Origin of the sequence: Haloarcula rara (assembly GCF_029338235.1) — an archaeon.
GTDB lineage: Archaea > Halobacteriota > Halobacteria > Halobacteriales > Haloarculaceae > Haloarcula > Haloarcula rara.
Window position 1 is genome coordinate 1,877,898 of sequence record NZ_CP119785.1, and the last position, 23,170, is coordinate 1,901,067.

The following is a 23,170-nucleotide window of genomic DNA, read 5'->3' on the forward strand; positions in this document are numbered from 1 at the left end:
TGCGTGAAAGCGTGTCGATGGACGACCGAAGCGAAAGCCCTAATTACCAACTCGGATTACTGGCGAGTGCGAGCCGCCGTAGCTCAGTTGGTAGAGCACCTGGTTGTTACCCAGGTTGTCCCAGGTTCGAGCCCTGGCGGTGGCGTACTTCTTTCGACGACAACACGTGAGAAGCTCTGGCTCCGAACAACGTCGTCGAAGAATACGCGGAGAGCCCGGGCTCGCGACGAGGAGTCACAGACCGCGAAGCGATACGACCCGACAAACTAAAGAGTCGGACCCAAGAATACCGAACTGAGGGCCCTTAGCTTAGTCTGGTTAAAGCGATCGGCTCATATCGCCCGCGGTGACCACCGTCGGCGTGGGACACCGATTGAGCGCTGGTTCAAATCCGGCAGGGCCCATGGGTGCTCATGCAAAATCTGCAGGGTTCTTAGCTAACTATTTCCCGGATCTCAGCGGTTCTATACCCTGTTTTACTATCTACTGGCACTGATATTGTCTACAGAGTCTGGGCTCTCGCGTGTCGACAGACTCTTTTTTCGAGTCCTATCGTCGTTTGTTGAGCCCATAGCCGCTCAGCGTACATAGACTCTAAATCTAGTCGGACATAGTGTGATTTGGCTCGAGGGTCACGAACGAGACTTCGAGTATGTTCTGAGCAGCGTCAAGACAACACTTTATAAGATATCACTGTCCCACATACAGTACACGCTAGATGTCACTGCTGTTCGAACACGCCGTGAGTCAGTTTTCACCGGACAGCGCGTCGCTCGTGGCAACGGACGCGAGCGACCTCGACCCGACAGATAACACGACTCCTGTCCGACCTATCGCGGCGTTTGCTGCGCATCACGACTCGCTTTCCCATCCGGACCGGGACTGGATTTGCATCCCGCTGCACGAACCCGACAGCGCAGTCCCGACCGACGAGTACGTCGCCTACACCAATCACGAGGTTCGTGGGGAGATTTTCCTGGTCGAACGGGACGGCGACTACGAACCGGTGCCTGCGGCGGAGTTCGGCCAGACGGAACTGGCGACACGGATTCGGTTCTGGCACTCCGATTATCTCCCGAACACGTATCCGCCGGGGTACGACTCCCCGCTCGACGACAAGGAAGCGCCACGGAATCCGACTAACCCCGGGCTGCTGCTGGACGAGTTCGAGGCCTACGTGCGGGCGGAACGAGACGCGACGCGGGATGGAAACCGGGAACTCGCACGGAACGCGTCGGCGCGAGCCCTGTGTGCCCGGGATGAGACAGCGATTCCCTCGCTCTCGTGTCGCGGCCAGGACGATGGTATGTACAAATTCCGCGTCGACCTCGACCAGTCACGTCAGGACAAGCGAGACGGACAGTGGGCGTACTTCGTCGAAAACGAGTTCGGCATCTACCAGGGCAACGAGGTGCTCTTGCACGGACACGAGGGCGCGACGAGTGACGCGTTTCCCATCCCTGCAACTGTCGATCGAATCCGCGGACTCACGCTGTGGCTTACCGTCGACTGGAGCAGCGTCGCCGAGTCCGCGGCTGTTGGAAGCACGCTGAAAAACGGCGGTGAGTTCGGGCTGTCGGCGCTGCTGAACCCGGTCCCGTTCGATCGGGAACTAGACGCCATCGCTGAACTCCGAACTGACTCGGCCAGGGAAATCCTCGCTGGCGAGCGCCCGGTGACGTTCTCGAACGAGGCGGCCGCCCAGAGCGACCCCTTCGACACCGAACTGAACCAGGAACAGCAGCTCGCTGTCGACTACGCACTGCTTGCCGACGATCTGTTCTGTATCCACGGGCCGCCCGGAACCGGAAAGACTCGGACCCTCGTCGAGATCGTTCGCCGTGCCGTCGACGCCGGCGAAGACGTCCTCGTCTGTGCCGACTCGAACCAGGCGCTCGACAATCTCCTGCTCGGGGGCTCCACGTCGAACGACCTCGACGCGCAGTCACTGCACGCCCACGGGCAACACGGCGACGGCGAGTTCGTCCTCGACCGCGTCAACGCGAATCGGTCCCGCTCGTCGCTCGTCCGCCGGGGGTACGCCGACGTCGAGGACCGAGCCGACGTCGTGGCCGCGACGAACAGCAGCGCAGCCACTATCCCGCGCGACTTCGACCTACTCGTCCTTGATGAGGCCACGCAGTCGACGTGTACGGCGTCGTGCATCCCGCTGGTTCGTGCCGACCGCGTCGTGCTGGCCGGCGACCACCGGCAGCTCCCGCCGTTCAGCGCGACGGAGGACCCGCCGGAATCGAGCTATGGGCTGTCGCTGTTCGAGCACCTCTACGCCACTGGTGGCGTCTACGAGGGTGTCGGCCTGCAACTCAAAACGCAGTACCGGATGCACCGCGACATCGCGTACTTCTCCAACCGCGAGTTCTACGACCGAACGCTCCGCAACGGGAGAACCATCGACCCGCTTCCCGACCGACCGGCCATCGAGGGGTACAACGTCGGCGGGTCGGTCGACATCGACGATCACTCCCGGGCTAACGAGACGGAGGCACGGCTCGTCGTCCACCTCGTTCAGGAGCTTCTCGATGAGGTTCCAGCCAGCGAAATCGGTGTCATCACACCCTACTCCGCTCACGTCCGCCTTGTCTCAGACCTGCTCGACGACCACGTCGCGGCGGCCGACGACATCACCGTCGACACCATCGACTCTTTCCAGGGTGGCGAGAAGTCCGCGATACTACTCTCCTTGGTCCGCAGCAACAGCGACGGCGAGATCGGCTTTCTCGGGCGAGATGTCGACGGCCCACGGCGACTCAACGTCGCACTCACGCGCGCCCAGCGTTACTGTGCTGTCGTCGGCGATTTCCACACGCTCCGCTATGACGTATCGGGTAAGTGTACCGAGCTGTACCAGGACTTCCACGACTACTTCGATACGACTGGCCGACTGAACCACGTTGACCCCGCGTTCATTCCTGTGTAAAAACGAAAGTTGTCCGCATTCGGTGTCGTAGAAACTCGTGATCGTCGCCGTTCCGTCCCCCGGTATCTGATGCTGCGGTCGTCGTACGACCGGTCGAGCATCGCCAGTGCCGCCTGGAACGACTCCCTTCGGCAGTTGAGAAACGGTTAACGAGGAGCGTGGAAAAGTCGAGTGTGTGACCAGCTACATCGCGTATCCCTCTGTCGAACTCATCATCGGTCTTCACGAGCAGATCGTGGCAGAAGGTGACGCCACAGAACCGGGAGTTCGGTCGGAGGACGCGGTTGGAACCGCACTGCAGTACGTTTCGGAGGGGTTCTTCGGAGAGGTTCCTGAGACGATCCACGAGAAAGCGGTCCATCTGATGCGGCTGCTCGTTGCGGAGCATCCCTTTGTCGACGGGAACAAACGAACAGCACTCCGAACGGTAGTCGTCTTCTACATGCTGAACGGCTACACGTTCGACTATGGTGACGAAATTCGAGCCCTCTTACATCGGTTCGCAACCGACGAAGCCGCGGTCGACATAGACACTGCAGTCATCTACTTCCGCGCCTGTGCCGGTCACAACTGATAAACGGACACACCGAGTACAATTGAACAATGGCGTCCAGCACCGATTCCTCGACGGCGGTCGACGACGAGGTTCGCCAGTTGTACGAGCGGTATCAGGCTGCCGAGAGTGACGAGGAACGCCGCGAAATCGCCCTCGAAATGGGGAAACTAGACGGACGCCGCCACGCTGAGATTTACGCCGCACTCGAAGACGAGTGAGACGGATTGGTGTTGATGGCTGTGGTGAATCGCCATACGTAGCTTGATTCTGTAGTGCCGGCGACTGCTTGCTGTAGTGAACTACACAGCAATACGAGCGTTGCTAATCGCGGGCTTTGGACCGTCTAATAGTCCTGTAAAGCTAGCTGACGGTCTAGCACGTTCTGGAGTATCCCCGGCAGGGCCCATCTGACTTCACACTCTTTGGCCGCCAGCACCGGTTGCCCTCTCGCCTAAATGTTGGGTAAGTAATATGTGTCAGTGAGGCGATAGTACGACTCGATGGAGAGACGGACACTGCTGTGGCTACTCGGCGCTGGCGGCCTCGCCGGGCTCGCGGGTTGCTCGACGGAGGGCGGTAGCAGTGGGCTGTCGTCCCCATCGCGGACGGCGCCAGAGACCATGACCCAGAATGAGACAGACACGAACACGCCGGAATCGGGCGACGACGGCCTCGTCACAGTCACTGCCGAGGGGAGCGTCGAGTCGACCGTCGACCGGATTACAGCCGATATCGAGGCGAGTGACCTGACGCTGTTGACGACTATCGACCACGCTGGCAACGCGGCGTCGGTCGACGCCGAACTGCCCCCGACGACGCTGTTGCTCGTCGGCAACCCGGCCGTGGGGGTACCGCTGATGCAGGCGTCGAGGACGGTCGCTATCGACCTCCCACAGAAGCTGCTCGTGTGGGGCGACGACGGGCAGACCATGGTGGCCTACAACGACCCCCAGTATCTCGCCCAGCGCCATGGTATCGACGGCCAGAGCGATAGACTGGCACAGATTCGGTCGGTCCTCGACGGACTCGCGACGGGCGAGAGCCAGGGCGGCTAACTGTATGGAACGCTGTCGGTTCGCGTGGTGTCGTGGGACTCGCTCCAATAATCCGTCGCAGGCGTCGGTTCGGTCGAGGGACGCGATACTCCGTTCGGGGAATGTACTGACAGGCTTCGTCGCGGCCGCTTTCGCACACTTGTTCAAGCGTCGCGCACGCTCGGTCGTTCCCGCCAGCGCATTCTTTCCGGAGTACTGCCATCTGTTTGTGTTTCATGGTACCGTGTACCATCACCAACGCCGGAGTTCATCTTATACGCTTGTTCGGTATGTATCGGCCACACATTTGCGACGACGGGCTACCTGCGCTCCAGTACGACGTTACCTGCGCCATTCCGTCGATTCTCGGCCCCGACCCATCCTCAACGTTCATTACGGGCCTTCCCGATGGTGGGTGCATGTCGAGCGCCGCGCTCTCGGAACCGCAAGTGCTCGCCCACGCGAAGCGGCGGCTCTTTCCCGAGGACGACCAGTCGGGAACCTACGCCGTCGTCGATACGCAGTTCGCCGGCGGGGAGTGGCTGGCCGGGCAGGCCATCGAAGCGTCGGTCAGGGAGACGCTCGCCCCGTTCAACCACGTCCGTGTGGGGAGTGGCTATCCGGACCTCGTCGGCGTCCGGACGCTGGAGCCGGAGCTGCTCGCCGTCGACCGGCTGGGCGAGGCGCGCCGCTGGTCGCCGTCGAGGCCAAGGGCGTCACCGACCGTGGGGTCGACACTGAGCGGGGTATCGTCCAGGCGTACGACCGGCTGAACGAGGCCAACGCCGCCTACGTCGCCGTGCCGGCCGACGCGGTCTCGCAGACGGACCGCACGCTCGCCCGGCAACTCAACGTCGGCGTGCTGGGCGTCGACGCCTCGGGACGCGTCGAGCCGGTCGAGCGGCCCCGCGTCGTGGGGAACCGGGCGACCGACGAGGCGACCGCGATTCGGTTCCAGGCGAGTGCACAGGGAGTGGCCGACAAATCGTTCGGCCTGAACCATCCCAAGAACTACCTTGGCTATCCGCTGGCCCACTACGCCGACGGGCCGACCGAGCGGCTGCTGGCGGACCACAAAGTCGTCCGTGCCTTCGACGACGCCCGCCGCGGGGCGGCGTTTCTCGACCTCGTCGCGGAGCGGCCCGACGGTGTCGAACTGACGCCGCTTGGCCGGGAGGTCGTCCGGTTCGCGATAGCCCGCTACGGGGACGTCGAGGGCGCGCTGTGCGAGTTCGAGGAGTGGTATCGCTCTGCACAGTGTTTCTACGACCTCGCGCCGGCGTGGGCCGACCTCGCCAGACGGGTCGTGTTCGCCTATCCGGCGACGCAACTGCTGGTCGAGGAGCTCCAGACCCTGCACGCCGACGGGTTCGACCGGCCGACGCTGGTCGAACTCGTCCGGTATCTCCACGAGGTGCATCCGACCTTCACCGTCGAACTATTCTTGCGCGGTGACGACGACGTCCGGGCCCGGACGCTCACGGCCGAGGGCGACCTCCGCCCGGCGCCGCTGCGGGAGGGCCGGAGCTACCACGCCCCGACCGTCTTCCAGTTGAAGGCGATGCTGTATCACACCGGCATCCTGACCGAGCGCGGGGCCGAGCCGAGCAACCTCGACCCGACCGCGGACGTGTGGGCGCTCCGTCAGCGGGTGTAAGCCGTCCCGGGCGCACGAGTCGTCGGCCGTATCGAGACTGCGTCAGGCCGGACGGAGCCGCACGACGGGCGCGTCGGGGGAGTCGACAATCACCAGCAGGTGGCCGCTGTCGGGTTCGACGACGACGTCGCGTATCCGCCAGTCCCGCCCCTCGAGCAGTCCCGGTGCTTCCTCGACTGCCTGGCCGTCGACGGTGAACCGGGCGAGATACTGCGAGGCGAGCCCGCCGACGAGCAGGTCGCCCTGCCAGTCGGGGAAGGCGTCGCCGGTGTAGAACGTCGCGCCGCTGGGCGGGAACCCGCCCGAGCCACACGGCCACGAGTACACCGGGCCCACGACGTCCTCGCGGTCCTCGTGGCTGACGCCGATGGGCTCGCCCTCGCCGTAGGTACAGCCCTCGTCGGCGACCGGCCAGCCGTAGTTCGCGCCCGCTTCGAGGATATTTATTTCGTCGCCGTCCTGCTCGCCGAACTCGGCCTGCCAGATAGCGCCCGTCTCGGGGTGGACCGTCATCCCCTGGGCGTTGCGGTGGCCGTAGCTGAAGATAGCGTCGACCACGTCCGGGTCGTCGACGAAGGGGTTGGAGTCGGGCACCTCGCCCGTTCGCGTCAGTCTGAGCGTGGTCCCGAGCTCGTTGGTCGTGTCCTGGGCGACGTGGTCCGGGCCGAAGTCCTTGAACTGTCTGTCACCGACGGTCACGTACACCAGCCCGTCGGGCCCGAACACCACGCGGGAGCCAAAGTGCGCGTCGGAGTCGACAAACGGCTCGGCGACGTGGAGCTGTTCGAACGTCTCGAATCGGGCCTGCCCGACGTTCAGCCGACCCCGACCCAGATGGGTGGCTGACTCGCCGCTGTCGTTGGCCCCGGAGTAGGTCAGGTACACCCAGGGCTCGTCCGGGTACTCGGGGTGGAGCGTCGAATCGAGCATCCCGCCCTGGCCCGACACGTAGACATCGGGGGCCCCGTCGACGGCCGTGACCGTGCCCGAGTCCCGCTCGACCAGCGACACGCGGCCGACCCGCTCGGTGACCAGGAGCTGTGACGAGTCGGAAAGCGGCGTGATACTCCACGGTGATTCCAGCCCCTCGGCGACGGTTTCGACTTCGACGTCGCCGTCAGCAGTGTCAGTCTGTCGGCCGCTGTCGCCGAAACTACACCCCGCGAGTGCCCCGGCGAGTGTCAGCCCGCCAGTGGCGAGGAACGCACGTCTGTCCATCGTATCTACCTATGTGGCTTCGATGTTGTTAACGTCGTTCACACTGGCCCGGTGGGGCTGCACGACGACGGCGACCGGTGGGACCCGTCGCTGCGGGCGGGCCAGCCGCGCGGGTCACTCCTCGGCCACCGGCCACTTGCGGGCGTCGGCGTCGAGGAGCCCGCGCAACTGCTTGCGCCGGGCAGACACGTCGCCCACTGACCGGCGGAACTGTCCGTCCTCGACAGTCGGGACACCGGCCTCGCGAAGGGTCGACAGGTCGGGCACGTCGGGTGCCGTGTCGGCGCTGTGGCCGAACGACGACCCGACCGTGTCGAGATAGGTCCCGACACTCCGGTGTGCACTCTGGACGACCGCGGCCGCGGGTCGGTGTGGGGCCGGGGTTCCGAACTGCAGGATGGTCAGCGCGTCGTCAAGCACCGCGATACTGCGGACCGTCGCGAACGTTGGGTCGTCGGTGTAGAAGTAGTGGAGTATCGGGTAGGCCTGGTGGTTCGTCGTGAGTTCGTTGATGTCCGACGTTATCGAGGAAAGCGGCAGTTCGAGCGCCGAGTAGTTCTCACCGTCCCACGCCGTCCGAACGATAGCCTCGCCGTGCTGTCCGAGACTGCTGACGGAACTGGCCAGCGCGCGCTTCTGCGTGACGGCGTCGAGCACCGAGATGACGTAGCTGACGATGAGCGTGATAAACAGCATCCCGCTGGCGGTCGTGAGAACGGTCAGCATCTGTGGGAGGCCGTCCCGGGGGGCGAAATCACCGTTCCCCAGAGTGAAAAGCGAGTAGCCGACGAAGTAGAGCCGCTCGGTCCACGATATCGGGCCCGGGCCGAGCGTGTCGGTGATAGCGTCCTCGACGCCGGCGAAGACGAGCGTCCACCCGGCCCACAGCAAGCCGAGCCAGAGCGTGATGGAAAGCAGGAGGACGACCGGGCCAGCGACCGTCAGCAGGTGCCGACGGCGATGGCCGACCAGGCGGACGCCGTGCCAGGTCCACCGCATCGCTCTGGCCGTCAGCGGCCCCGCGCCTCCCTCGACCCAGAGCGTCGTCCAGAGGAGGTCGGCAATCGCGAGACAGAGCAGGGACAGGCCGGCGAGGAGAGGCAGAAGGGTCACCGGTGGCCCCCGCGTCCCGGTCGATACGGGTCGCGGCCGTCCCGACGCGACCGGTCGCCGGCGACGCTGGACCGCGAGACGGACCCGCCGGTACGCGGCGTGGCGCTCTGGGCACTCTGTCGACCGGCCGTCGGGTCCCTGCGGGTGCGAGTCGGTTGTGGACGCGACCCCCGGCGGTGGGGTGCTCGGCCGAGTCGTGGGGGCGGAACCACACCGAGATATTGTCCTACACTGACATATATGCCGTGGGATGCACACGCAGTTTCGTCGCCAGGCACGCTGTCGGACCGACTCTGGCAGCGCTGTCCCGGCGGCGACCAGTGCCATTTGATATAGCGAAAAGGAGTTTACCACCACTCTCGCCCGAAACACAGATTCGACGGCGAACAGCGCTTTCTGCTATCCAGACGGCGAAATGCTTCAGTGTGTGGGACAGATAGTCTCAGTATGGTAACAGACGGCACTGTCACGATTGACGGGCCCCGAATCCACTATCGCGAGGCCGGTGACGGGTCGCCTGTCGTCTTGCTCCACGGCGGTATCATCGACGCCGCGAGCGTCTCCTGGCCGCCGGTCATCGACCGGCTCGCGCCCGACCACCACGTTGTCGCGCCGGACCTGCTTGGCTACGGCGAGAGCGACCTGCCGCCGGGTCCGTACTCGATACCGCGCCACGCGGGCGTCGTCGCTGACGTGCTCGAGGAACTCGGCCTGGGGCCAGTGACGCTCGTCGGGCTCTCTATGGGCGGCGGCGTGGCGATACAGGTCGCCCTCGACCGGCCCGACCTGGTCGACCGGTTGATTCCCATCGACCCCTACGGACTGGGGCGGGAGCTCCCGAACGGGCTCCTATCGTACCTTCTCGCCCGTGTCCAGGTGTTCAACAAACTGGCCATCGCCGCCTTCCGGCGGAGTCGCCGACTCACGAGTGCGAGTCTGGACGGTATCGTCCACGATCTCGACAGCCTGCCTCCGGCGGCCGTCGACGCGGTCTACCGGGAGGTACAGCGGCCCACGGCCGGGGCGGCGTTCCGGCGGTTCCGGGACGCAGAGGTCACCCGCGAGGGCTACCGGACGACCTTCACCGACAGATTCAGCGAGCTCTCGATGCCGACGCAGTTCATCCACGGCGCCCACGACGAGCTGTTTCCGGTGGTGTGGGCCCGGCGGGCCGCCGACCGGGTTCCCGAGGCCGAGCTGACGGTGCTGGAGGACTGCGCCCACTGGGCGCCCCGGGAGAACCCCGACGCCGTGGCTTCGCTGGTCAGGTCGGAGCTTTCGGAGGTCTGAGACGCTTTCGGGACCACTGAGGCGTTCCATAGCCGCTTCCCGGCTATCGTGTGATAAACCACATTACGCAATATCGAATCGGTCTGGTCGGCGACTGGCCGGCCCACGCGGAATTCGAAACTGTGGCTGCTCGCTCGCCGTATGGCCGCCGCGCCAGTGTTTTCCGCCCGACAGCCGAAGGTCGCGCATATGCAATCGGTCCCGCCCCACTGTACGGTCGAGACGGCGCTCCCCGCGGCGGTCGCGGACTACTTCGCTCCCGAGATGGGGACGCTCGACGCGTACCTCGACCTGGTGCCGGGGACGCTCGAGGCGACGGCTGGCGACACGACGCTCGGCCCGGTCCACGCCCTCCCGTGGGTGTACGTCGCCGACCTGACCGGCTGGCGCGGGCTTGCACTGGCGCGGCTGCTCGCCGATGCACGCGAGTGCCCCTGTTACCGACTGTCGCCGCTCGCCCGGGACAGCGTCGACACGCTCTGGCAGGTCCTGGACCGGAGCGGCGAGGGGCCGGTCGTGCTCCACGTCGAACTACGGGGCGACACCGGCCCGGTGCCGGGGACGCTCCGGGAGGCGCTGTGGCGGGGATACGACCAGCCCGCCGAGGGTGACGAGGCCGCCGGTGACCCGGCGAACCTGCACGTCGTCTTCACCGACACCCGGCCCTCGAAGCGGCTCACGTCGCCGCTGCCGGACGCGACGGCGCCGGTCAGCGGGGCCACGCTCTCGTATGCGCCCCGGGAGAGCATGACCCCCGAACACCCCGACGGGACGACGACGCTCGCCGCTCCGCCCGCGCTCTCCGAGCGGACCGACCGTCTCGAAGGGCTCCTCTCGGCCGCGCTCGACGGCGTCGGGACCGACGGGGAGCGGTCGGCCTTCGTCGACAGCGCGGTCGAGGCGCTGGTCATCACCCACTCGACCATCGGCAAGCAGGACCTCTTGTTCGACGTCTCGCCACGCATTGCGCTGAAACACGGCCACCGACTGGGGGGCCTCGGCGTCGACGGGGCGCTCTCGGCGCTGCGAGAGGATCTGCTCGCACAGGTCCCCCAGAGCCCGACGACCGGGGAGCTGCGCCGGACGCTGGCGTCGCTGCTCGACACCTAGACGCGCTGTCGCGCCCGCTCTCTGAGCCGCTCGATACGAGCGTCCATCGGCGGGTGCGTCGACAGCAGCCGCGAGAGCGGATTCTCCTCGGTCCCGTGGACGTACAGCGGCGTCAGCGGGCCCAGGTCCGGCGTCGAGGCGCGTTCTATCTTCCCCAGCGCCCGCGCCAGCGCCAGGGGGTTGCCCGTCACCGTCGCGGCCCGGTCGTCCGCGGCCCACTCGCGCCGTCTGGAGTACGACAGGACGAGCAGTGTCACCGCAAAGCCCACCAGCGCGATGGCGCCCAGCGCGCCGCGGTGGGTCCGCCCGAGCCACGACTGGGACCACGACTCCGGGTCGCCACGGAGCAGGGCGACCCCCGCGCGATGCCGCCGGTGAGCACGACGACCGGGAAGAGCAGGATGCCGACGACCCCGACGACGCTCTGGGTGAGGCTGTACCCCAGCGTCTGGACCAGGGCGTCACGGCGCTCGAAGTGCGCGAGTTCGTGGGCCAGCAGCGTCTCCAGTTCGTCGAGCGACAGCAGGGCAAAGAGCCGCCGGTCGACGACGATGGCCCCGCCGGGTCCGCCGACGGCGAAGGCGTTGGGCACCGGCAGGCGCGCCACCAGCAGCGACGGCTCGCCGGCCCGCATCCGGTCGGTCAGCCGGTCGTATCGCCGGTACAGCGCCGGCGCCCGCGAGCGTGGCAACACCACCGCGTCGAGGGACCGCTTGAGCCGTGCCGTTCCGGTCCAGTAGCTCAGGACGCCAAAGAGCACCGCCGTGCCCAGCACGATGGCGACGACGACCGCCGGTGACGGCCGCTGGGCCCACAGCAGGCTGAGCAGCCGGTAGCCGACCACGCCGGCGAGGAGATAGGTGACGAGCGTCCCCAGTCCCACCAGCCCCAGCACGAGCCGTCGCCCGAGAGCCATGCTGACCGCTACGTGTGGACCGGAAAAATCGCTTGGGTCGGTTGGGATGGTCGCATTTGATTGCGCAGCGATTGATACCGAGAGCCAGAAAGCCCCCAGTCCCGCCCATGCCGGCTGAGCAACCGGCTCCGGGTGGGACTGAAAGGGGCGGCTGGCTGAGCGACGGCGGACGACGCAAGCACCGCAACGCAGTGAGGAGCACAGCGAGTTCGTCCGCAAATCGAAGATTTTCGGGATGACGAGAGAGCGGTGCTCTCTCGAACCACCCCGAGTTCAGCCAGTCGGGGCTTTCTGGCTGTTCACACTCTGAAGCTGTACCAAAACACAGTCGTCAGCACGCAATGACCGTAGACTTGTGGCTCGACGTTCGTGCCGATATTCGTCACTCCCGGATAGCAGTAACTGTCGGTCTATACAGCAGCAGTATTAGCTCTCTTCGTCGTCGAATTGTTTCGCCAGCTCGATGACGTTGCCCTCCAGTCGTAGGTCGAGCCGCGGGTCTGGAACTCCCAGGCACCGCGGACGTCGACCGCCGCTTCGATGGCCGGTTCGACGATGGCGGCCTCGAACTGGTCGGGACTCGTGATAGTGATTGCCGATTTGTCGTCGTCGTTCATACCCGGAGGTCTGCCGGTAAGCATGATATATCATGCAAAATTCCTAGGTTGGTCAACCATGCCACCTATATTTACCCGTAACAGGCAAAGCAATACGAAATGAGCGTTATCGCGCATCTGCGTGTCCCCGCTGACGCATTTGAACTGGGACAGATTCTAGATGTATCCGGTGGACGGAGCATCGTCCTCGAGAATCTGGTCCCGCTCGGGGAACAGGCTGTGCCCTTCTTCACTATCCACGGCACCGAGGAGAGCAGGGCGTTCAGGGAGGCGGTACAGCGCCACCCCACCGTGCAAGACATCCAGAAGGTGAGTTCGTACGAGGACCGGACGCTGTTCGCGCTCGACTGGGACGTCTCCCAGGACCGCCTGTTTACCGGCATCGAAGAGATGCGGGCCCATCTGCTCGGCGCCACCGGCGGCCCGGACACGTGGGAGTTCGAGCTCCGATTTCACTCTCACGGGGCCCTGAGCGATTTCAAGGAGTACTGTTCTGAGGCGGGTATCTCGCTGGAAGTCGGTCGCATCTACAACCCGACCCGACCCGAGAGCGGGCCGTTCTACGGGCTGACACAGCGCCAGCGGGACACGCTGGTTCGGGCGGTGCGGGGCGGCTACTACTCGCTGCCCCGGCAGATATCCACGCAGGACCTGGCCGACGAGTTCGACATCTCCGACCAGGCGGTGACCGAGCGCCTGCGGCGCGCTATCGTGTCGCTCGTGGACAATTCACTGGTCGCAGCGATCGAGGAACAAGAGGAGTTCGGCTCCCCCGAAACGTGACCCGTCTGGCCCCCGTTCTCGCGCAGTTCGTCCGCTAGACCCAGTCTTCGGGCAGCTCGTCCTGGTGGTTGGCGATGAGTTCGACGACTGGCGCGATGTCCTCCCAGTCCGGGCCCGTCGCTATCTGCCCGGTGTTCCGGTCCCACTCGATGTAGCCCATGCTCTCGAGTTTCGGGAGGTGTTTGTGGAACAGTTCCGTTTCGAGCACGTCGGGTTCCTCCGGCGGTTCGATGATATCCAGTGGGTCCCTGTCGTCGTCGTCCTGGGGATTCTCTATGAGAAGCGCCAGCAGCAACTCCCGCCGGTAGCGGTCCGACAGCGCTTCGAGAGCGTGACCCAACTTCGTATCCGTCTCTGATTTTGACACGGTCGACACGAGACAACTTCACCTGTAACCTGCCTAAAGGCATCCTATGGCACACCATGCTGGTCCTGAGAAACTGGTGACAATATCGAACGCAAATGCCTGGACCGGCAGCTATCGGCGGTGACACTGCCGATATCTGCCACCGAGTTCGGACCGCGGCTCTGCTGTCGGGGTCGAGGTGGCTGTCTGTGCCGACTGGCGCCCGTGAACGCAATTTTATATCGCGAAATGCAATTTATGGCGCTCGATATCCTCCCCACAGCGAAGACCATCGAATCCACCGTCAGGAAGCTACTGCGGCCCTCAGAGCCGTGTCTGAATCGTCTCCGCTGTGGCCGCGCCGACGCCGTCGACTGCAGTCAGTTCCCCGCGGTCGGCCGCACGGATGCGCTCGACGCTGCCGAACCGACGGAGCAGGGCCTTGCGTGTCTCCGGGCCGATTCCGGGGAGGTCGTCCAGTGGCGTCGAGACCTCGTCGCGAAGCGTCTGGTGGTACTGAACGGCGAAGCGGTGGGCCTCGTCGCGCACGCGCTGGAGGAGATGGAGGTGCGGGGCGTCGTCGTCCCAGTCGTGCACCCGTTCCGGTGTAATCACGAGTTCCTCATCTTTCGCGAGCGCAACGCATGGCACGTCCCAGCCGGTCTCGGCCAGCGCGTCCCGGGCGGCCCCGAGCTGGCCGTCGCCGCCGTCGATGAGCAACAGGTCCGGGTCTGGGCGATCGTCCCGCCCCTCGAGTGCGCGTTCGGCCCGCCATCGGACGAGCTCGCGCATGTTGGCGTAGTCGTCGTTGCGCTCGGTGAGCTTCTTGCGCCGGTAGCCGCTCGTGTCCGGGTCACCATCGACGGCGAGGACGTTCGAGCCGACGACGCTTTTCCCCTGGGCGTGGCTCACGTCGAACCCCTCGATGCGTTCCGGTCGAGGGATGCCCAGCGCGTCGGCCAGCGCGCCGACGCCGTCCGTCCGCCCGCCGCGTTGCTGGGCGTTCTTCAGCGCCAGGTCGACCAGCGTCGCCTCCCGGCCGGCGCCGGGCACTCGCAGCGTGACACCCTCCGCGTCGAGCCACCGCTCTATCTCCGGGTCGGTGGGGTCCTCGGAACAGAGAATCCTGCTCGGGAGCTGACGCTCGGCGTAGTACTGCGGGATGAAGGCCCGATAGACGCCGGCGGGCCCTCGCCGTCCGGGGCGTCGAGCGTGTACCGGTCGCGCTCGACAAGCTTCCCGCCCTCGGCGTGGAGCCGCGCGACGACGGCCCGGTCGCCCTCGATGACGGCCCCGAGCACGTCTGTCGTGGCCCCGCTCCCGGCGTCGCTGACGGCGGTGTCGCCCTCGCCGTGGAGCGCCTCGACGGCCCCCAGCTTGTCCCGCAGGTTCGCGGCCCGCTCGAACTCCTGGTCCGCCGAGGCCTGGGCCATCGCTCGACGGAGCGGGTCCGCGAGCACGCCGACCTCGCCCTCGAAGAAGCGCTTCGCGCTCTCGGCGTCGGCGGCGTACGCCGATTCCGTAATCTCGCCCGTGCAGGGCGCGGTGCAGATTCCCATCTCGTAGTCGAGACAGGGCCGCTCGCGGTTCGAGTACTTGTGGTCCGAACAGCCACGCAACCCGTAGGTCTCCCGCAGGGCTTTCACGGCCGTCTCGACCCGCCCCTTGTCGGTGAACGGGCCGTACACCGTCGCGCCGTCGTCGGGGTCGCGGGTCACCTCGATGCGCGGGACGGCGTGGTCGGTCAGCTGGACCAGCGGGTAGGACTTGTCGTCTTTCAGCCGGACGTTGTAGGGCGGCCGGTGGCGTTTTATCAGATTGGCTTCGAGCAACAGCGCCTGCGTCTCCGTCTCCGTGACGGCGAAATCGAGCACCGCCGCCCGCTGGACCATCTTGGCGATGCGCCGGCTGCGGGGGTCGCTGTAGGAGCGGACCCGCTCGCGCAGCGAGACTGCTTTCCCGACGTAGAGGACCCGGCCGTCGTCGTCTTCGAACTGGTAGACGCCCGGCTCGTCAGGCAACTCGGTGGCCCGCCGGCGAACGCTCCCTCGGTCCATCGGGCGTCGGTAGGCGCTCGGCAGTGTTGAACGTCACGACATATACGGACCGTTGCCGTGATGTACCGGTATGAACCGACTCCAGGGGCGGGACAATCCGGAACTACGCTACGGGACCCCGTCTCAGCTGTCCTTGGGGTCCGTCAGGTCGAGCGCTCCGTCGTCTGACGTTCTCTCGCTGCCGGTGTCGTCCATCGCGTCGAGCACATTCTCGACTGTGTCCCCGTCGACGGGGCCCGATTCGCGCGATTCACTGCCCTCGACCGTCGCCGAGGACACCGGTTCTGGGTCGAGTGACTCACCGGCGCCCTGGCCCGTGGTCGCGGTCCCGTCACCGAAGTCGAGACTGTCACCGAGCGAGTCGTCGCCCTCCGACTCGGCGGACGCCTCGACGAAGCCGCCCGACGTGGCTGCCGGCACTGCCCCGTCTGACTGTATCGCCGTCCGCAGGCGGTCGAGGAGGGCGTCGTCTACATCGTCGTCCGCTGCCAGTTCGATATCGCCCTCGCCAGCGACCGAGACGACCACTCGGTTCTCCCGACTCCAGACGTAGACGCCCAGGGCGACGGCGCTGACCACCAGTGCCAGGCCGCCGAAGATACGGAGCAACTCGTCGATCAGCGCGAACAGTTCGATGGCGGTCTGTATCAGCCCCAGTATTCCCCCGAGACCGACGGCACTGGCGGCCCCGGTGCCGCTATCCAGGGAGACACCCTCGGCGAAGCTGTCGAAGTTGAACACGTACCCGAACGCAACCATAACCAGACCCACGATACCGGCTTTCAGACCCGGCATGAGGAACTTCCTGTCACCGCTGGTGCGGCGCTCGACCGACTCCACGTTCGGCCGGTCGACTTGCCGGAAGTTCGCGCCCGGCTGCTCCGGGGTGAACACAAGTAGCCGCTGGTTGGTTACGACCACGCCACCCGACCCGATTCTGACCTCTTTGCGTATCGACTCGTTGTTGTGGAGGAGACCCCTCGCCTGATCGACCCAGCTCATACCCTTGTTTGTCGGGTCTTCGGTTATGAATCTGGCCACGACCCCAACGGCTAACACAGCGCCCCACCGAACTACCCTGTATGCGCAGTGACCCCCGCTGTCCGGCATGTGCCGGGAAGGTCAGCTCGACAGCGACGTGGTGTATGCACTGCGGGGAGGACTTTCCGACCGCGGTGGACGCCGACAGCGGGCGGCCTGTCCAGGACCGCGCAACCGAGAAAGCGGACTACGAGGAGTCGGTCGACGGCGGCAGCAGTGACGCCACGACAGTCGGCTTCCTCGTCGCCATCGTCGGACTGGTGACACTCCCCTTCGCGACACCGCCGAATATGCTGCTGTTCTACGCCGCCGCCGCCGTCGGCTCGGGCATCTACGCCGCCAGACAGGCCTCGCTTCGCGAGGCGGCCTCGAAGGGCGGTCTCGCGCTCGCTGTTGCCCCCCTGGTCCTCTGGACGCTCTCGCTCGTGGTGCCCGGCACCGGCGGGCTCTCGTTTGGCAGCCTCCTGCCGGCGCTGGCCTACGCCGTCGTGGTGTCGGCCATCGCCCGCGCTATCGACTGAGACGGTCGGGTGTAACGACGTTGCGGCGAATCGCCGGGGACGGATCCGACACATCCCGGCAATGGCTTCCAACTGACCGTCCGATGTGGCCACCGCCAGCGTCGTATCAAAACTACCATGCCGCCCCGCGCGTAACTGCCGCTACCAAGGTGGCTCCCGTGACAAAGAAACAGGAATACACTGGCGATTATCCCGAGAAGACGCTGTACATCCCCGGCCCGACGGAGGTGCGCGAGGACGTCATCGACGAGATGGCCCAGCCGATGTTCGGCCACCGGATGGACCGGATGACCGACCTCTATACGACCATCGTCGAGGACACCAAGGAGTTCCTCGGCACCGACAACGAGATCATCATCCTCACCGCCTCCGGCACCGAGTTCTGGGAGGCCTCGACGCTCAACCTCGTCGACGAGAATATCCTCGTCCCGACCTGTGGCAGCTTCAGCGAGCGCCACGCCAACGTCGCCGAACGGCTCGGCAAGGACGTCGACCGCCTCGAATACGACTGGGGCGAGGCCGTAAAGCCCGAGGACATCCGCGAGGAACTCGAGGAGAGCGACAAACACTACGACGTGGTCGCCTGTGTGATGAACGAGAGCTCCACCGGCGTCCGCAACCCCGTCGAGGAGATAGGCGACATCGTCGACGAGTACCCCGACACCTACTTCGTCGTCGACGCGGTGTCCTGTCTCGGCGGCGACTACCTGGACATCGACGAACACGGCATCGACGTCGTCTTCGCGTCGACCCAGAAGGCCTTTGCCATGCCGCCCGGCCTGGCCGTCTGTGTCGTCAGCGACGAGGCCTACGAGCGTGAACTCGAACGGGACCAGGCCTCGTGGTACGGCGGCTTCCAGCGCTGTCTCGACTACTACGACCGGAAGGGCCAGACCCACTCGACGCCCGCGATTCCGGTCATGCTGGCCTACCGCAAGCAGATGAAGTACATGCTCGAAGAGACCCACGAGGGCCGCGACCAGCGCCACAGGGAGATGATGGAGTACGTCCACGAGTGGGCCGAGGAGCACTTCGCGATGTTCCCCGAGGAGGGTTACGAGTCCCAGACTGTCGCCTGCATCGAGAACACGCAGGGTATCGACGTCGCCGAGACCATCGAAGAAGTCTCCGAGGAGTACGACATGGTGTTCTCGAACGGCTACGGCTCCCAGCTGGGCGAGCAGACGTTCCGCATCGGCCACATGGGCGAACACACCGTCGAATCCATCAAGGAGCTCACCGACGCCATCGAAGCGGTCGCGGACCTCTAACCGACGGTTTCTATAGGAACTCGCCACAAGCCGGGGCCATGACAACGGCCGCGCAGACCCCGCCGGACAACCCCTACGTCGAGGCGCCGGAGACGGACTTCTCGCCCGTCGAGGAACTGGACGAGGACGCAGCCCGCGAACAGGCCGACACGCTCCGCGAGGCGATTCGCTACCACGACTACCGCTACTACGTCGAGGCGGACCCGGTCATCGGTGATCGGGCCTATGACGCCCTCTTTTCGCGGCTGCAGGACCTCGAAGCCGAGTTCGACCTCGACACCGACGGGAGCCCGACCCAGCGTGTCGGCGGCGAGCCCCTGGACGAACTCGGCGAGGTCGAACACGTCGCGCCGATGGGCTCTATCGACCAGGGCGGCGAGGTCGCCGAGGTCCGGGAGTTCGACGAGCGCGTCCAGCGGGGGCTCGCCGACGCCGGCTACGACGGCGAGAGACAGTACTTCTGTGAGCCCAAGTTCGACGGGCTCTCCGTCGAGGTCGTCTACGAGGACGGCGAGTACGTCCGGGCGGCGACCCGCGGCGACGGCGCGGTCGGCGAGGACGTGACCGAGAACGTCCGGACCATCGGCAGCGTTCCCCAGCGCCTGCGCGGGGACTACCCCGACTTCCTCGCTGTGCGCGGGGAGGTGTACATGCCACGGGAGGCCTTCACCGCCTATAACCGCGAGCGCGTCGAGAACGGCGAGGACCCGTTCGCGAACCCGCGAAACGCCGCCGCCGGCACGCTCCGACAGCTGGACCCGACGATTACGGCCGAACGACCCCTCGCCGTCTTCTTTTTCGGCGTGCTCGACGCCAGCGTCGACTTCGAGAGTCACGCGGCCATCCACGACCGGCTCCCCGAGTGGGGTCTGCGGGTCTGTGACCGGGACGACCTGGTCGAGGACATCGAGGCGGCCATCGACTACCGCGACGAACAGCTGGCGGCCCGCGACGACCTCGACTACGAGATAGACGGCGTCGTCCTCAAAGTCAACGACGGCGACGCCTGCGACCTGCTGGGAGCGACGAGTCGCGCGCCCCGCTGGGCCTTCGCCTACAAGTTTCCCGCCCGGAAGGAGGAGACCACGGTGCGGGACATCGTCGTCCAGGTGGGTCGGACCGGCCGGCTCACCCCGGTGGCGCTGATGGACCCCGTCGAGGTCGGCGGCGTCACGGTCACCCGCGCCTCGCTGCACAACCCCTCGCTCATCGAGGAGCTGGGCGTCGGTATCGGCGACCGCGTCCGAATCAAACGGGCCGGCGACGTCATCCCCGACGTGGTCGAGGTCGTCGAGGGCAACGGCGACGGCCACTTCGAGTTCCCGGACACCTGCCCGGCCTGCGGGAGCCAGGTCGAACGCGATGGCCCCATGGCGTTCTGTACCGGCGGGCTCACCTGCCCCGCCCAGCGTGAACGCTCCATCGAGCACTACGCCAGCCGAGACGGGCTCGACATCGAGGGGCTTGGCGAGAAGGCCGTCGAACAGCTGCTCGATGCGGGCCTCGTCGAGAACGCCGCGGACCTCTACGAGCTGTCGGTCGCGGAGCTGGCTGACCTGGAGGGGTGGGGCGAGACGAGTGCCCAGAATCTCGTCGACGAGCTCGACGCCGCCCGCGAGCCCCCGCTCGATGACTTCCTCACGGCGCTTGGTATCCCACAGGTCGGGGGCGTCACGGCGCGCAATCTCGCACAGGAGTTCGGGCGCTTCGAGACCATCCGCGAGGCGGCCGAGGGCGACGACGAACCGTCCGACGGTCAGGTGACACTCGGCGAGGTCGTCGGGGAGGACGACGACCGGGCGGCGTTCGAGGCCTTCGAATCCGTCCCCGACGTCGGCCCCGTCGTCGCCCGCAGCATCGTCGACTTCTTCCGGGGGGAGGGCAACCGAGAAGTGCTTTCCCGTCTGCTAGAGCACGTCGACCCACAGGACGCCGACCAGTCGACCGGCGACGCCCTCGAGGGGCTGACCTTCGTCTTTACCGGCTCGCTCTCCAACTACACCCGCGGCGACGCCCAGGACCTCGTCGAGCGAGCCGGCGGGTCGGCGACCTCCAGCGTCTCCGGTAACACGGACTATCTAGTCGTCGGCGAGAACGCGGGCCAGCGAAAGCGCGACGACGCCGAGGCAAACGACGTCGAGATGATTTCGGAAGCCGAGTTCGTCGAACTGCTCGAATCGAAGGGCGTGCTGTAGCGGCCTACAGGTCGACCAGGTCGAACGTGTAGTAGCTCAGGCCGGCAGCGAGAGCGATCCATCCCAGCATGAACAGTACCACGGCGGGGTCAGAGAAGTAAAACGGGAGGTCGCCGCCGCCAGCGGTACAGAACGCCTGGGCCTGCGTCTCGTTGGCGGTGATGTTTCCCACGTTCTGGAAGGTCTGTGTCTGCTCTGAAGTCGTGACGGTCACGGTGTTGGTCTGGTTGTTGGCCGCGACTGTCGCGTTCTCGTAGGTACCCCCGGAGACGCTCTCACAGAGCACGCGCTTGTCTTCGTCCGGGAGCCCGGCTGAAAAGAGCGAGCCCTGGGTGTCGAACAGGTTGTAGCGCGAGTACTGCTGTGGTCCCAGCTGACTCAGGGACAGATCCCACTGCTCCGCGAACTGCTGGAGGCGCGGCTGGACGTCATCGGAGAAGCTCGCCAGCATGCTGTTTACCAGCGTCTTGTACGCCTGGGTGGGCGAGGCCATCTTGAGGAACAGCACGGTGTTCCACCGCAGGGACCGGGAGAGGCCGACGTCGTTGTAGAGGAACTTGCCCACTCCGTTGGCAAAGGAGTTCCAGCCGAAGGTGACGTAGACGTAGAAGATTGCGTTCACGATAATCGACCGGAGCGTCGTCGAGACGGCCCCGGAGATGCTGACAGCGATGGCGACCATCACCACCACGAAAAGCAGCGAGAAGAGCACGAACATCGTGTACATCTCGAGATTGAGGCTCAGGTCCGAGAGTATCATGAAGAGTGCTGTGATCGACGCTGCGATGAGGAACGGGACGGCGACGACCGCGCCCCGGCCGACGACTTTCCCGATGATGACGGACCGACGCGAGAACGGGAGCGAGAGGAGCAGCTTCAGCGACCCGCTGGTTTTCTCCTTGGTGATAGCCGCGACGCCGACGAAGATCGTCACTATGGGCAAGACGACCGTCACGAGGTCGAGATAGATTCCTTCGATGACGAATCGGGTGCTCAGTCCACCGTCCGGTGGCGACGGCCCGATACCCTCGAAGTAGAGTCGGACAGCGATGGGCGCTACGAAGAGGACGGTGAATATCGCTGCCAGTACCCAGAGTCCTTTCGACCGGAGTGCGTCCTTGAAGTCCTTCTTGGCGACTGGGTACCAGTTGAACCGGTCGTGCAGCGCTCTGTCGGCCTGCTGGAGCTGCTTGCCGGCGGGGCTGGTCTCGTCACTGCCGCTCATGCTTTGACCTCCTGCTCGGTGTAGGCGGTAAACAGCTCTTCGAGGGACTGGTCCTCGGTCTCGAAGTTCTCCACGTCGACGCCCGCGTCGTTCAATGCGTTGAGGATATCCATCTTCTGTGTGCTTTTACAGCCGATTGCGACCCGCGACCCGTCGGTCTCGGTCACGTGAGCGCCGTCGATGCCCTCGACGGTGTCCTCGACGGTACTCACGTCGCCGGCGGGGTCCGCGAGCGTGACCCACAGTGTCATACCGCCCTGGACGGCGTCTCGGAGCCCCTCGATGGAGTCTTTCGCGATGAGCCGGCCGTCCTGGAGGATACCGACGGTGTCACAGACGGCGTCGACCTGGCTGAGGATGTGCGAGGAGAAGAAGATGGTCGCCCCCCGCTCGCTCTCCTCCCGGATGAGCTCGCGCATCTCCCGGGCGCCGTTCGGGTCGAGCCCGGTCGTGGGCTCGTCGAGGATGAGGAGGTCGGGTTCGCCGACCAGGGCCATCGCGAGGACGAGACGCTGTTTCATCCCCTTGGAGTAGCCGCCAGCCCGCCGGTCGATGGCGTCTTCGAGACCGACGCGCTCGAGCAGTTCTTCGGGGTCGTTGTCGGCGTTTTTCGCCTCGATGACGAACTCCAGATGTTCGCGGGCACTCAGTCGCTCGTAGACGTCGTAGCCCTCGGGGAGGACGCCGATTCGCTCCCCGATGTCCGCAGACTCCTCCTGCGCATCGCGCCCGAGCACTTTCGCAGACCCGGCCGTCGGGCGGACGAAATCGAGGAGGATGTTGATTGTGGTGGACTTCCCGGCGCCGTTCGGACCGAGAAAGCCGAAGACCTCACCTTCCTCGACGGTGAGGTCGACGCCGTCCAGGGCGACGACGTCGGCGTACTCCTTGCGGAGGCCGTTCAGTTCGATGGCGGTCATATGCGACGGTTGCACCACCCTCAGGTATAGTCTTTCATATTACTCGCCACTATCACACTTCATCATTGGGGTCGTGCGTCTCTGCCATCCGCTCGGCCTCCGTCGCGTAGCGCTCGCGGGTCTCCGGCTCCTCGACCGGCGTCAGGCGCTCGGGCTCGACGTCCTTCGCGGCCGTTACCGCGGTCCGCATCAGGAGGTTCGTCGACAGCTGCTTGGTGAGCTGTCGCTCGCCGTCGGTCGTCGCGTAGACGAGCGTCACCATCCGCTCGTCGCCGAAACTCGACCGCTCGACCAGCCAGCATCGGACCGTCGCTTCGGACTCGGTCATGAGTGAGCAGTAGCCCCGGCGGTCGAAAGGGGTT

At 65.7% G+C, this 23,170-nt stretch carries 20 protein-coding genes, 2 tRNA genes and 2 pseudogenes; 13 read left to right on the forward strand and 11 right to left on the reverse strand.

What is annotated here, in order from left to right; translation table 11 throughout:
- The first annotated feature begins 72 nt into the window (after positions 1-72).
- The 7 genes and pseudogenes from P1K32_RS10005 to P1K32_RS10040 all read left to right on the forward strand — a co-directional run bounded on the left by P1K32_RS10005 (position 73) and on the right by P1K32_RS10040 (position 6,185).
- Positions 73-145: transfer RNA gene (locus P1K32_RS10005), tRNA-Asn, on the forward strand.
- 153 nt (positions 146-298) lie between these two features.
- Positions 299-404 (forward strand) — tRNA-Ile (locus tag P1K32_RS10010).
- Between the two features lie 314 nt (positions 405-718).
- The gene (locus P1K32_RS10015) at positions 719-2,938 is read left to right on the forward strand and encodes an AAA domain-containing protein (RefSeq protein WP_276249592.1); all 2,220 of its coding nucleotides are present in this window, start codon (positions 719-721) and stop codon (positions 2,936-2,938) included.
- 175 nt (positions 2,939-3,113) lie between these two features.
- Positions 3,114-3,512 carry a type II toxin-antitoxin system death-on-curing family toxin gene (locus P1K32_RS10020; protein ID WP_276249593.1) on the forward strand — a complete coding sequence of 133 codons (399 nt, stop codon included), beginning with the start codon at positions 3,114-3,116 and terminating at the stop codon, positions 3,510-3,512.
- A gap of 29 nt (positions 3,513-3,541) precedes the next feature.
- Positions 3,542-3,712 carry a hypothetical protein gene (locus P1K32_RS10025; protein WP_276249594.1) on the forward strand — a complete coding sequence of 57 codons (171 nt, stop codon included), beginning with the start codon at positions 3,542-3,544 and terminating at the stop codon, positions 3,710-3,712.
- 282 nt (positions 3,713-3,994) lie between these two features.
- A complete protein-coding gene (locus P1K32_RS10030; RefSeq protein ID WP_276249595.1) occupies positions 3,995-4,549 on the forward strand; it encodes a DUF302 domain-containing protein in 555 nt (184 codons plus the stop codon).
- Between the two features lie 398 nt (positions 4,550-4,947).
- Positions 4,948-6,185 (forward strand): annotated as a pseudogene (locus P1K32_RS10040) (hypothetical protein).
- Positions 6,186-6,227: 42 nt separating this feature from the next.
- On the opposite strand, the gene P1K32_RS10045 reads toward P1K32_RS10040, so the two are convergent.
- Entirely contained in the window at positions 6,228-7,403 is a 1,176-nt protein-coding gene (locus tag P1K32_RS10045; protein ID WP_276249598.1) for a PQQ-dependent sugar dehydrogenase, read from the reverse strand.
- Between the two features lie 114 nt (positions 7,404-7,517).
- Positions 7,518-8,516 (reverse strand): potassium channel family protein, encoded by a 999-nt coding sequence (locus P1K32_RS10050; protein ID WP_276249599.1) that lies wholly within the window; start codon positions 8,514-8,516, stop codon positions 7,518-7,520.
- A gap of 447 nt (positions 8,517-8,963) precedes the next feature.
- Between P1K32_RS10050 and P1K32_RS10055 the strand changes: the two genes are divergently transcribed.
- Both P1K32_RS10055 and P1K32_RS10060 read left to right on the forward strand, forming a co-directional pair.
- Positions 8,964-9,806, forward strand: coding sequence for an alpha/beta fold hydrolase (locus P1K32_RS10055; RefSeq protein ID WP_276249600.1), 843 nt, complete (start codon positions 8,964-8,966; stop codon positions 9,804-9,806).
- A 189-nt stretch (positions 9,807-9,995) separates the two neighbouring features.
- Positions 9,996-10,916: a hypothetical protein gene (locus tag P1K32_RS10060; protein WP_276249601.1), complete on the forward strand. Its 921-nt coding sequence runs from the start codon at positions 9,996-9,998 to the stop codon at positions 10,914-10,916.
- On the opposite strand, the gene P1K32_RS17680 is transcribed toward P1K32_RS10060, so the two are convergent.
- The 3 genes from P1K32_RS17680 to P1K32_RS10070 all read right to left on the reverse strand — a co-directional run bounded on the left by P1K32_RS17680 (position 10,913) and on the right by P1K32_RS10070 (position 12,449).
- A complete protein-coding gene (locus P1K32_RS17680) occupies positions 10,913-11,173 on the reverse strand; it encodes a M48 family metalloprotease (RefSeq protein ID WP_349682117.1) in 261 nt (86 codons plus the stop codon). The genes P1K32_RS10060 and P1K32_RS17680 overlap by 4 nt on opposite strands.
- A complete protein-coding gene (locus P1K32_RS10065; protein ID WP_349682118.1) occupies positions 11,170-11,832 on the reverse strand; it encodes a M56 family metallopeptidase in 663 nt (220 codons plus the stop codon). The genes P1K32_RS17680 and P1K32_RS10065 overlap by 4 nt, the downstream gene beginning before the upstream one ends.
- A 410-nt stretch (positions 11,833-12,242) precedes the next feature.
- The gene (locus tag P1K32_RS10070; RefSeq protein WP_276249602.1) at positions 12,243-12,449 is read right to left on the reverse strand and encodes a hypothetical protein; all 207 of its coding nucleotides are present in this window, start codon (positions 12,447-12,449) and stop codon (positions 12,243-12,245) included.
- A 99-nt stretch (positions 12,450-12,548) separates the two neighbouring features.
- Between P1K32_RS10070 and P1K32_RS10075 the strand changes: the two genes are divergently transcribed.
- Complete coding sequence (locus P1K32_RS10075) at positions 12,549-13,232, forward strand: helix-turn-helix domain-containing protein (protein WP_276249603.1); 684 nt, start codon at positions 12,549-12,551, stop codon at positions 13,230-13,232.
- Positions 13,233-13,266: 34 nt separating this feature from the next.
- Here P1K32_RS10075 and P1K32_RS10080 read toward each other — a convergent pair whose 3' ends face one another.
- From P1K32_RS10080 to P1K32_RS10090, 3 genes and pseudogenes are all read right to left on the reverse strand, one after another.
- Positions 13,267-13,599 (reverse strand): ArsR family transcriptional regulator, encoded by a 333-nt coding sequence (locus P1K32_RS10080; protein WP_276249604.1) that lies wholly within the window; start codon positions 13,597-13,599, stop codon positions 13,267-13,269.
- A gap of 303 nt (positions 13,600-13,902) precedes the next feature.
- Positions 13,903-15,635, reverse strand: a pseudogene (locus tag P1K32_RS10085) (excinuclease ABC subunit C).
- A gap of 123 nt (positions 15,636-15,758) precedes the next feature.
- Positions 15,759-16,637, reverse strand: a complete 879-nt coding sequence (locus P1K32_RS10090; RefSeq protein WP_276249605.1) for a hypothetical protein — start codon at positions 16,635-16,637, stop codon at positions 15,759-15,761.
- A gap of 80 nt (positions 16,638-16,717) precedes the next feature.
- Between P1K32_RS10090 and P1K32_RS10095 the strand changes: the two genes are divergently transcribed.
- The 3 genes from P1K32_RS10095 (at position 16,718) to ligA (ending at position 20,663) form a co-directional block, all read left to right on the forward strand.
- Positions 16,718-17,197 carry a hypothetical protein gene (locus P1K32_RS10095; protein ID WP_276249606.1) on the forward strand — a complete coding sequence of 160 codons (480 nt, stop codon included), beginning with the start codon at positions 16,718-16,720 and terminating at the stop codon, positions 17,195-17,197.
- Positions 17,198-17,355: 158 nt separating this feature from the next.
- On the forward strand, positions 17,356-18,468 hold the full coding sequence (locus tag P1K32_RS10100; RefSeq protein WP_276249607.1) for a pyridoxal-phosphate-dependent aminotransferase family protein: 1,113 nt from the start codon (positions 17,356-17,358) through the stop codon (positions 18,466-18,468).
- Between the two features lie 38 nt (positions 18,469-18,506).
- Entirely contained in the window at positions 18,507-20,663 is a 2,157-nt protein-coding gene (gene ligA, locus P1K32_RS10105; RefSeq protein ID WP_276249608.1) for an NAD-dependent DNA ligase LigA, read from the forward strand.
- Between the two features lie 4 nt (positions 20,664-20,667).
- Here ligA and P1K32_RS10110 read toward each other — a convergent pair whose 3' ends face one another.
- From P1K32_RS10110 to P1K32_RS10120, 3 genes are read right to left on the reverse strand one after another with little or no spacing between them, the layout of a single operon-like run.
- Positions 20,668-21,888, reverse strand: a complete 1,221-nt coding sequence (locus P1K32_RS10110) for an ABC transporter permease (RefSeq protein ID WP_276249609.1) — start codon at positions 21,886-21,888, stop codon at positions 20,668-20,670.
- On the reverse strand, positions 21,885-22,808 hold the full coding sequence (locus P1K32_RS10115; RefSeq protein WP_276249610.1) for an ABC transporter ATP-binding protein: 924 nt from the start codon (positions 22,806-22,808) through the stop codon (positions 21,885-21,887). The genes P1K32_RS10110 and P1K32_RS10115 overlap by 4 nt, the downstream gene beginning before the upstream one ends.
- 52 nt (positions 22,809-22,860) lie before the next feature.
- Positions 22,861-23,136: a DUF7967 family protein gene (locus P1K32_RS10120; protein ID WP_276249611.1), complete on the reverse strand. Its 276-nt coding sequence runs from the start codon at positions 23,134-23,136 to the stop codon at positions 22,861-22,863.
- Positions 23,137-23,170: the final 34 nt, after the last annotated feature.